This window comes from Sphingomonas sp. (assembly GCF_039595165.1).
Classification (GTDB): domain Bacteria; phylum Pseudomonadota; class Alphaproteobacteria; order Sphingomonadales; family Sphingomonadaceae; genus Sphingomonas.
Genome location: NZ_JBCNMA010000139.1, coordinates 1 through 8,574, shown reverse-complemented (window position 1 = coordinate 8,574; position 8,574 = coordinate 1). Strand labels below are relative to the sequence as shown.

Below are 8,574 nucleotides of genomic sequence, written 5' to 3'. Positions count from 1 at the left end.
CGATTACCCGCGTCCTCGGCCAGCGCCATGGCACGCGTGACTTCTACATGAGCAACAACGCGCAGATCCGCAAGTCATGGTGCGCGAGCTGGTCGACAAGCTCGCCACCCGCTTCGAGGTGAGCGAGCGCCAGGTCGAGACCGCGGAGGAAACCATCGTCTTCAAGCTGCCCCGCGGCCTCGAAGCGGCGTGATGCAAATGGCCGTCGCTCCCCGTCACCCCAGCGAAAGCTGGGGTCGCCGGCCGCAAGCCTCAACCAAATCCTCCCCCGCCAGGGGGAGGTGGCAGGCGCAGCCTGACGGAGGGGGCGGACGCCAGAACGGCTGTCGGGAGTCCGCCCCCTCCGTCGCCTTCGGCGCCACCTCCCCCTGGCGGGGGAGGATTGATCCAGCTCTCCCCACGGAACGTGGCTCCATCCGGTCCCGCGCCCAGACCACGGCGCTCGCCTGATGGCCGTCTACACCCAGGTCTCCGCCGAAGCGCTCGCCGCCTTTCTCGCGCGCTACGACGCCGGCGAGCTGGTCTCCGCCAAGGGCATCGCCGAGGGGGTCGAAAACTCCAACTACCTCGTCGAGACGACGCGCGACCGCTTCATCCTGACGCTCTACGAGAAGCGCGTCGATGCCGGCGACCTGCCCTATTTCATGGGGCTGCTCGATCACCTCGCCGGCAAGGGCCTGCCCGTGCCGCCGGCGATCAAGGACCGCAACGGCGTCGAGATCCAGGAGCTCGAGGGCCGCCCGGCGTGCCTGATCAAGTTCCTCTCGGGCGTCTCGCTCTCGCACCCCACCGCGCCCCAGGCCGAGGCCGCGGGCCGGGCGATGGCGGACATGCACGCCGCCGTCGCCGACTTCACGCTTGACCGGCCCAATTCGATGGGCGCCGACACCTGGCAGCCGCTGTTCGGGAAATGCGGCCGCAGCCTCGATCAGATCGCGCCCGGCCTCTATGACGATCTCGGTTTCGCGATCGAACGGGTGGTGCCGGCCTGGTCCGGAGACGCGTTCGACCGCTGCGCCATCCACGCCGATCTCTTCCCCGACAATGTCCTGATGCTGGGGGACGAGGTCACCGGCCTGATCGACTTCTACTTCGCCTGCACCGATATCCGCGTCTACGACCTCGCGGTGATGCACAGCGCCTGGTCCTTCGACGCCACCGGCCGCGACTATCGCCCGGACATCGGCGATGCGTTGACGCGCGGCTATGCCAGCCGCTTTCCGCTCAGCCCGTTCGAGGCCGCCGAGTTCGGCAAGCTCGCCAGCGGCGCCTGCATCCGCTTCGCCCTGTCGCGCGCCTGGGACTGGCTCAACACGCCCGCCGACGCGCTGGTGATGCGCAAGGATCCGCTCGCCTATGTCCGCCGGCTCAAGCACTACGACCCCGCCCTGGTGACGCGGGTCGCATGACCGCCGAGATGCCGCTGGTCGAGATCGCCACCGACGGCGCGTGCAAGGGCAATCCCGGCCGCGGCGGGTGGGGCGTGGTGTTGCGCTCGGGCACGACCGAGCGCGAGCTGTCGGGCGGCGAGGCCCACACCACCAACAACCGCATGGAGCTGATGGCCGCGATCGAGGGGCTCAAGGCGCTCAAGAAGCCGTGTCGCGTCAAGCTCTCGACCGACAGCCGCTACGTCATGGACGGCCTCACCAAATGGATCTTCGGCTGGCAGAAGAACGGCTGGAGGACGGCGGACAAGAAGCCGGTCAAGAACGCCGACCTGTGGCAGGAACTGCTCGCCGCCGCCAAGCCGCACCGCATCGAATGGACCTGGGTCAAGGGCCATGCCGGCCACCCCGACAACGAGCGCGCCGACAAGCTCGCGAGCGACGCGGCGCTGCGGGTTTAGGGAGGGGCGGGCGGCGTCCGCTATGGGGTGGGAAGCTGTCGTTCCGATTAGGATTGCCCCATTCGCGAATGACGCAATGCATCGCCGATCGCTGTAAGAGGGCCTAGGGCACAAATAGCAAGGAGCGGAGGAATGGCAGGGTCATCGCGCCCGATGGCGAACAGGACCGCAAGAGCAATGACGGCCACGAGGTTCGCGAGGAGGCGCCATCCGACTCCGATCGACCGGTTCGTCAACCGACCGTTCACGAAGCAGAGCGTCGCAAGAGCGCCGGTCAGGCCAAGCCATAGCCCGCCGAGCCAAACGTCCTCTGGCTCTTGGGCGTAGTCTGCGACGTTTCCGGCCAGAAGAGTGGCGAAAGCAAGAGCCGCGATAATGAGGACCGACCCGCAAATTAGATTTGTCCAACGCGCCGCCGTCATATCGCCAGCGTAGCGCCAATCGCGGTGTCCGCAACGGGGTCGTTCGCGGTTAGGCCGCCGTTCGCTACACTGGCGCTGCTGACGTAGCTCAATCGGCTAGAAGCACCGGTCACAACTGGAGGTTACGGGTTCGATCCCTGCCGTCAGCGATGTCCGCAACGGGTCGTCAACAGTCGTCGCCACTCTCCGTCATCCCGGCCTTGTGCCGGGATCCACAGCGCCGCGGGTGATGCGACCGAGCCGCTTGCTTCCAGTTCGCCCCGCGGTGGATCCCGGCACGAGGCCGGGATGACGACTGGATTGCCATGCTCGCTATCGGGTCGTTTTCGCACGGCCGCTTGGCGCGCGATGGCCATGCGCTTCCACTTGCAGGACGCACAGCCACGCAACACGGACTCGCAAAGTCCGCTCAACGCCAACATCGTCTACGACATGTTCTCCACCAGCAGCCGCTCCGCGCCGCCGATTACGCCCCGTTCCGGCGGTTCCGACCCTCACGCCACCGCCCTGAAACCCGCAGGAAACCGCGCGAAATCACGCGACGCTTTCCTACACGAACCTATTTGGTTATAAGAGGATCAGGACAGCAGCGGAGAGATGCAAAGTGGAAACGATCAGCCTTCCTCGACCGGCGCGCCGGGGCCGTTCTTCAGGATCGATTCGATCGCGTTCTTCGCCGAGGCCTTGCTGGTATAGCCCTCGGTCCAGAAGATAATCTCGTTGTTGTACTTGAACTTGGCGACATACTCGCCGGCCTTGTTCTGCTCGATCACGAACTTGTGCGCCATACTCGGCCTCCTTCGTTGCGGCGCACGAACGATAGCCGATCCGCGGGACAGGTCTAGCCGCGGAATCGCTCGATCGAATAGGCATCGCGGTCGATGTGCGCGATCGTCGGATCGGGCGCGGTGCCCAGCAGCATCGCCGCCGCGAGCTTCGACGCGGCGGGCGCGGTCTGGATGCCGAACCCGCCCTGCCCCGCGCACCAGAAGAAGCCCGGCGCGGCGGGATCGAAGCCATAGGCCGGCTTGCGATCGGGCGCGAAGCTCCTGAGCCCCGCCCATTTGCGCTCGACCGCCTCGATCCGCCAGTCGACCGCGCCCTGCAGCTTGTCGATCGCCATCGCGACGTCGAGCTCCTCCGGCGCCGCGTCGCCCGGGTCGCTCGGAATCTCGTCATGCGGCGAGAGCCACAGCCGTCCCGCCTCGGGCTTGAAGTAGAAGCGCTCGCGCGCGTCGGTCACCAGCGGCAGCGCCGCGGTCGCGGGCGGATCGACGCGCAGCTGGACCATCGTGCGGCGCAGCGGCGTGACGCCGATCGCCGGCGCGCCCGCCAGCCGCGCGACCGGATCGGCCCAGGCGCCCGCCGCGTCGACCAGCACCTCGCCCTCGAACACCCCCGCGCGCGTCTCGATTCGCCAATGCCCGTCGCGGCGCGCGCCGGTCACGCCCGCCGCACAGACCAGCTCGGCCCCGGCCCGCCGCGCCGCGGCGAGATAGGCCGCGTGCAGCCGCGCGACGTCGATGTCGGAGCAGGTCGGGTCCCACAACCCTTCGCACCATTCGGGGCGCAGGCCGGGGCAGCGCGCCGCCGGATCGATCTCGGCCAGCGTCACTCCGGCCGCGGCGAACGACTCCGCGAACCGGTCGAGCACATGGCGGTCGGCACGCGTCGCGATGAACAGCTGGCCGCGCGGAGCGAGAAAGCCTTCGCCGCCCATCTCCGCCGGCGGGTTCCGCAGGAACGGCTCCGAGGCGATGGACAGCGGCTGGATGTCCGGCCCGCCATAGGTCTCGGACCAGAAGGCCGCCGAGCGTCCCGTGGCGTGATAGCCGGGCTGATCCTCCGCCTCGAGCAGCAGCACCCGCGCGTGCGGCGCGATCTCGGCGGCAAGGCTGGCCCCGGCGATCCCGGCGCCGACGATCACGACGTCGTAGCGACTCATTTCCTCGGCGCCTGCGCCTCCAGAAAGGCATCGATCTCGCCGATCGCGCGGTCGCGCACCGCGTCGACCTCGCGCAGGATCTCGTGCGCGCTCTCCTTGCCGAAGCGCACGATCCGCGCACCGGGCACCCGCGCGACGGTCGCCAGCGCCGCCTTGGCATCGACTAGCCCGTCGGCCTCGGCGATCAGCGCGAGCAGCGGCACGTCCATCGTCGCGAGCGCCGGGCTGTCGCGCAGCTCGCGGGTCGAGCGGAACGCCTCGATCAGCCATTTCCAGCTCGGCGGGCCGGTGACGTTGGCGGGGTTGGCCTGCTGCCACCACAGCTCGTCCTCGTACCGCGCGCGGTCATGCGTCAGCAGCGCCTGGCGGGTCTCGGTGGTGTAGGGCTTCTCGTTGACCTTCCACGCCGCGCGCGCGGGGTCGCCCAGCCCGCCCATCAGCCGCGCGAACCGCTCGCCCAGCGACGCGAGCCCGAGCGGCGCGCGAAGCCCGAGCATCGGCGCGACCAGCACCGCCGCGTCGGGCCGAATCGCCTGCTCGGCCAGCGCGCGCAGCACCAGGTGCCCGCCCATCGAATGGCCCATCACCACGTGCGGCCCGGGCATCGCCGCCTGCCATTCCGCGGCGAAGGCCTGGAAGTCGGCGATGAAGTCCGCGAAATCCTCGATATGGCCGCTCTTCGCGCCATTCACCCGGCCCGATCCGCTCTGGCCGCGCCAGTCGAACCAGGTGATGTTCCAGCCCTGCGCGTGCCAGTGCGCCACCGTCTCGAGATATTTCTCGACCACGTCGCCGCGCCCGCCCTGGAACAGGATCGATCCGCGCGATGGCCCTTCCGCCGGCCAGTCGAAGCGGCGCAGCTGCCAGCCGTCGGGCGCGGCCCAGTTGGTGATCTGCGCGCCCGCGGGGATTGCCCGGCGGTCGAAGCTGGTCGGGGCGAATGGTGAAGATGCCATTTGCGTTGGTTACGTTTTGGAAAGCCCCTGCGTCTAGGGTCCATGCTCAAAGGGGTGTGGGCTTGGTTGGTATGGGGGCGATAGCTTCGACGATTCTGCTGGTCGTGCTCGGCCTGATCCTGGTCTCCGCCGGGATCGAGGACGCGCGCAAGCGCGAGATCGCGAACTGGAAGAACGCCGCGATCGCGCTGCTCGCGGTGCCGTGGTGGATCGCGGCCGGCCTGTCGCTGTGGCCGGAGATCGCACTGCAGATCGGCATCGCGCTGGCGGTTTTCGCGGTGTTCGCCGCGGCGTTCCACTTCGGCATGATGGGCGGCGGCGACGTCAAGATGATCGGCGCGCTCGCCCTGTGGTTCCCGTTCCAGCCGCTGCTGACGATGCTCGTCGTCATGTCGCTGGCCGGGGGGGCGATCACGCTGCTGATGCTGGCCGACAAATGGCTCCGCCGGCGGAGCGAGCAGCCCGAGATTCCCTACGGCATCGCGATCGCCATCGCGGGGCTGCTCACACTTCGCGAACCGATTCTTAACCAGTTCACGTGAATGCTTAACGCCGGTGAAACCCGGTCTGAAGACTGAAAGGCCTGAGACGTCATGGATGGACGCAAGATCATTCTGCTGGTGGGCGCGCTGATCATCGCCGCTGTCACGGCGTTCATGGCGCGGACCCTGATGGTCGGCACCCCGGCCCCTGTCGCCGATGCGGCTCCGACCCCGAACGGCCCCGCGCCGGTCCAGGGCGTCGAGGTGCTCGTCGCGACCAAGGCGCTGCCGGTCGGCACGATCCTGGGGCCCGAATCGATGAAGTTCGTGCCGTGGCCCGAGGAGCTGGTCGAGGGCGCCTATTACCGCAAGGCCGATACCGACCTCAAGACGCTGCAGGGCACCGTGGTGCGCTTCGCGATCCCCGCGGGCCAGCCGATCGCGCAGGGCGCGGTGGTCAAGCCCGGCGACCGCGGCTTCCTCGCCGCGGCGCTTGGCCCGGGCATGCGCGCGGTGACGGTCCCCGTCTCCGCCCAGAGCGCGGTCGCGGGCTTCGTGTTCCCGGGCGACCGCGTCGACCTGCTGCTGACCCAGACCGTGGCCGGCGGCGGCGACGGGCCTCCGCTGAAAGCTTCCGAGACGGTGCTGCGCAACCTGCGCGTGCTCGCCACCGATCAGAAGACCGACAAGCAGACCGACGAGAGCGGCAACACCGTCGTCACCACCTACTCGACCGTGACGATCGAGGCGACGCCGCGCATCGCCGAGAAGATCGCGGTCGCGCAGACGCTCGGCTCGCTGTCGCTGTCGCTGCGCTCGCTCGCCGACAACAATGGCGAGCTCGAGGAAGCGATCGCCGCGGGCGAGGTCTCGGTGCCCGAGGGCAACGATCCCAAGGCCGAGAAGGCGATGCTCGCCCGCGTTTCGGCGCGACCGATGGAGGGCCGCTCGACCTTCTCGACCGGCGCCGACGTGTCGCGTTTCCAGCGCAGCACGGTGCCCGGCAAGCCGGTGGAGCGCCGTCCCGCCGGCATGATGAGCGCGGGGTCCTATCCGGGGGCGGGCGCACAGTCCGAAGGCCCGGTCGTGAAAGTTGCACGGGGCAATGCCGTTACGGTGGTCCCGGTTGGGGGGAAGAACTGACATGCGTTTGAGGGGGAAGCTGGGGGCGCCGCTGGCGCTGGCCGCCGTGGCGGGAATGACCGCCACCGCGCCGATGCCGGCGATCGGCCAGACCGTCCATGCGGCACCGCGCGACATGGTCCAGATCGCGACCGGCCGCGGGCGGATGATCACGCTCAACGCGCCGATGTCCGACATCTTCGTCGCCGATCCCGGGGTCGCCGACGTCCAGGTCCGCTCGCCCACCCAGCTCTGGGTGTTCGGGCGCAAGGCCGGCGAGACCACGGTCTATGCGACGACCAAGGCCGGCAAGGTGATCTATTCGGCCACCGTGCGCATCGGCAACAATTTCGACACCGTCCAGGGGATGCTGGCGACGGCGATGCCCGAATCCGACATCTCGGTGACGACGATGAACGGGGTCGTGCTGCTCACCGGCACCGTCGCCGCGCCCGAGGACGCCGCCGAGGCCGAGCGCATCGCGCAGGCGATCGTCGGCAAGGAGGTCCAGATCATCTCGCGGCTCAAGACCGCGACGCCGCTGCAGGTCAACCTGCAGGTGCGCATCGCCGAGGTCAGCCGCAGCTTCGTCAAGAATTTCGGCGTCAACCTCGCCTCGGCGGATTCGTCCGGCGGGTTCAAGTTCGGCATCGGCCAGGGCCGCAAATTCTTCGAGCAGTACACGCCGGGCGGTCCGCTCGGCGTCGCCGAAGAGGGCGGCGACGGCGTCACCGCGGTGAGCAAGGCGCTGACCGGCACCTCGCTGTTCGGCAACGGCAAGCTGTTCGGGATCGACATCCTCGGCGGGCTCGACCTCGGCGAGACGCTGGGCCAGGTGACCACGCTCGCCAACCCGAACCTCACCGCGCTGTCGGGCGAGACCGGCTCGTTCCTCGCCGGCGGCGAGATCCCGATCCCGGTCAGCCAGGGGCTCGGCGCGGTGTCGGTCGAATACAAGCAATATGGCGTCAGCCTCGCCTATACCCCGACGGTGCTGTCCGACGGCCGCATCTCGCTGCGCGTCCGCCCGGAAGTGTCGCAGCTGTCGGCGGCCGGGGCGGTGACGATCGAGGGCGTGCAGATCCCGGCGCTGACCACGCGGCGCGCCGAGACGACGGTCGAGCTCGGCTCGGGCCAGAGCCTGATGATCGGCGGCCTGCTGCAGAACACGCACGACAACACGATCGACAAGGCGCCTGGGCTCGGCGACATCCCGATCCTCGGCACGCTGTTCCGCTCCAACGGCTTCAAGCGCAACGAGACCGAGCTGGTGATCGTCATCACCCCGTATCTGGTGAAGCCGGTCAACGCGAACGAGATCCGCCTGCCGACCGACGGCTATCGCGCGCCGACCGATGCCGAGCGCGTGTTCATGGGTCAGCTCGAAACCAGCAAGAGCGGTGGGCAGCGTCCGATGCCGCGCATGGCGCCGCCGGCGGCGGCCACGCCTTCGCTCGGCGCGATGAACCCGGGGACGCCGGGCGAGCAGCCCCAGCCGCAGCAGCCCGTCGCCACGCCGGCCCAGCCGAGCCTCGCGCCCGGCAAGAAGGGCAACGACAAGCGGGACAAGGACAAGAAGGGCGCCGACACGCCCGCTCCCGGCTTCGGCTTCAATTGATCGCAGGAGGAACGAATGTCGAAGCGTAACACGATCCTGCTGCTGACTGGCGGTGCCGCCATGTTGGCGGCCTGCGGTCCCACCACCATGCCCAATCGCGGGATCGAATCGGTCAACCAGCCGGTCGTCTCGCGCACCGACTATGTGTTCGACGCCGCGACCGACGGCGCCGGCTTCGCC

The 8,574-nt window shown here is 68.9% G+C and carries 8 protein-coding genes and 1 pseudogene; 6 read left to right on the top strand and 3 right to left on the bottom strand.

Going from position 1 to position 8,574, the window contains the following annotated elements; all coding sequences use genetic code 11:
• Nucleotides 1-61: 61 nt before the first annotated feature.
• The 3 genes and pseudogenes from ispH to rnhA all read left to right on the top strand — a co-directional run.
• Nucleotides 62-193: pseudogene (gene ispH, locus ABDV68_RS16730) on the top strand (4-hydroxy-3-methylbut-2-enyl diphosphate reductase); the annotation flags it as partial.
• A 256-nt stretch (nucleotides 194-449) separates the two neighbouring features.
• Complete coding sequence (gene thrB, locus ABDV68_RS16725) at nucleotides 450-1,409, top strand: homoserine kinase (RefSeq protein ID WP_343521238.1); 960 nt, start codon at nucleotides 450-452, stop codon at nucleotides 1,407-1,409.
• Nucleotides 1,406-1,849, top strand: coding sequence for a ribonuclease HI (gene rnhA, locus ABDV68_RS16720; RefSeq protein WP_343521237.1), 444 nt, complete (start codon nucleotides 1,406-1,408; stop codon nucleotides 1,847-1,849). Before thrB ends, rnhA begins: the two co-directional genes overlap by 4 nt.
• Nucleotides 1,850-2,885: 1,036 nt before the next feature.
• Here rnhA and ABDV68_RS16715 read toward each other — a convergent pair.
• Genes ABDV68_RS16715 through ABDV68_RS16705 form a run of 3 tightly spaced genes read right to left on the bottom strand, consistent with a single transcriptional unit; the run spans nucleotide 2,886 to nucleotide 5,172 of the window.
• Nucleotides 2,886-3,059 (bottom strand): DUF1508 domain-containing protein, encoded by a 174-nt coding sequence (locus tag ABDV68_RS16715; protein ID WP_145846811.1) that lies wholly within the window; start codon nucleotides 3,057-3,059, stop codon nucleotides 2,886-2,888.
• Between the two features lie 53 nt (nucleotides 3,060-3,112).
• Entirely contained in the window at nucleotides 3,113-4,216 is a 1,104-nt protein-coding gene (locus tag ABDV68_RS16710) for an FAD-binding oxidoreductase (RefSeq protein WP_343521236.1), read from the bottom strand.
• Nucleotides 4,213-5,172 carry an alpha/beta hydrolase gene (locus ABDV68_RS16705; protein ID WP_343521235.1) on the bottom strand — a complete coding sequence of 320 codons (960 nt, stop codon included), beginning with the start codon at nucleotides 5,170-5,172 and terminating at the stop codon, nucleotides 4,213-4,215. The genes ABDV68_RS16710 and ABDV68_RS16705 overlap by 4 nt, the downstream gene beginning before the upstream one ends.
• Before the next feature lie 71 nt (nucleotides 5,173-5,243).
• Between ABDV68_RS16705 and ABDV68_RS16700 the strand changes: the two genes are divergently transcribed.
• Genes ABDV68_RS16700 through ABDV68_RS16690 form a run of 3 tightly spaced genes read left to right on the top strand, consistent with a single transcriptional unit; the run spans nucleotide 5,244 to nucleotide 8,394 of the window.
• Complete coding sequence (locus tag ABDV68_RS16700) at nucleotides 5,244-5,714, top strand: prepilin peptidase (RefSeq protein ID WP_343521240.1); 471 nt, start codon at nucleotides 5,244-5,246, stop codon at nucleotides 5,712-5,714.
• Between the two features lie 51 nt (nucleotides 5,715-5,765).
• The gene (gene cpaB, locus ABDV68_RS16695; protein ID WP_343521234.1) at nucleotides 5,766-6,797 is read left to right on the top strand and encodes a Flp pilus assembly protein CpaB; all 1,032 of its coding nucleotides are present in this window, start codon (nucleotides 5,766-5,768) and stop codon (nucleotides 6,795-6,797) included.
• Between the two features lie 55 nt (nucleotides 6,798-6,852).
• Nucleotides 6,853-8,394, top strand: coding sequence for a type II and III secretion system protein family protein (locus ABDV68_RS16690; protein WP_343521239.1), 1,542 nt, complete (start codon nucleotides 6,853-6,855; stop codon nucleotides 8,392-8,394).
• The last annotated feature ends 180 nt before the right edge of the window (nucleotides 8,395-8,574 follow it).

Excerpts from the sequence above, each read along its gene's own strand:
- thrB (WP_343521238.1), top strand. The coding sequence starts at position 450 with ATGGCCGTCTACACCCAGGTCTCCGCCGAAGCGCTCGCCGCCTTTCTC.
- rnhA (WP_343521237.1), top strand. The coding sequence starts at position 1,406 with ATGACCGCCGAGATGCCGCTGGTCGAGATCGCCACCGACGGCGCGTGC.
- ABDV68_RS16715 (WP_145846811.1), bottom strand. The coding sequence starts at position 3,059 with ATGGCGCACAAGTTCGTGATCGAGCAGAACAAGGCCGGCGAGTATGTC.
- ABDV68_RS16710 (WP_343521236.1), bottom strand. The coding sequence starts at position 4,216 with ATGAGTCGCTACGACGTCGTGATCGTCGGCGCCGGGATCGCCGGGGCC.
- ABDV68_RS16705 (WP_343521235.1), bottom strand. The coding sequence starts at position 5,172 with ATGGCATCTTCACCATTCGCCCCGACCAGCTTCGACCGCCGGGCAATC.
- ABDV68_RS16700 (WP_343521240.1), top strand. The coding sequence starts at position 5,244 with ATGGGGGCGATAGCTTCGACGATTCTGCTGGTCGTGCTCGGCCTGATC.
- cpaB (WP_343521234.1), top strand. The coding sequence starts at position 5,766 with ATGGATGGACGCAAGATCATTCTGCTGGTGGGCGCGCTGATCATCGCC.
- ABDV68_RS16690 (WP_343521239.1), top strand. The coding sequence starts at position 6,853 with ATGACCGCCACCGCGCCGATGCCGGCGATCGGCCAGACCGTCCATGCG.